The organism is Siphonobacter sp. BAB-5385, from assembly GCF_002261125.1.
Lineage (GTDB): Bacteria > Bacteroidota > Bacteroidia > Cytophagales > Spirosomataceae > Siphonobacter.
Window position 1 is genome coordinate 1 of the sequence record NZ_NMPS01000261.1, and the last position, 292, is coordinate 292.

1 protein-coding gene is annotated in these 292 nt (G+C 49.7%); it reads right to left on the bottom strand.

What is annotated here, in order from left to right; genetic code table 11:
* The coding region (locus BWI93_RS27190; RefSeq protein ID WP_141217623.1) for an insulinase family protein at window positions 1-292 on the bottom strand (292 nt) is incomplete at both ends.

Sequence of the window (292 nt, forward strand, 5' to 3'; positions counted from 1 at the left end):
GCGGTTATTCAGCATTTGGTTGAACAAAGACCGTTTGATTTTTTCGCGGGTATCGGCGAAGGTCTTTTCTTTCAGCTCAGGCAGTCGCGTCAGAATTTGAACAATCGTGTAGGGCTGCTCTTTATCGGTTACGATGGCCACTTTCGTATCACTGTTGGCCGGAATCGGAAATTCACCCAGAGGCTTCGGACTCGTGGCCGCCGGAATGGCTCCGAATTTCTCCTGGATGATCTTTTCAACCTGAGCTACATCAAAATCACCCACGGCAATGATGGCCTGATTCTGGGGTTGA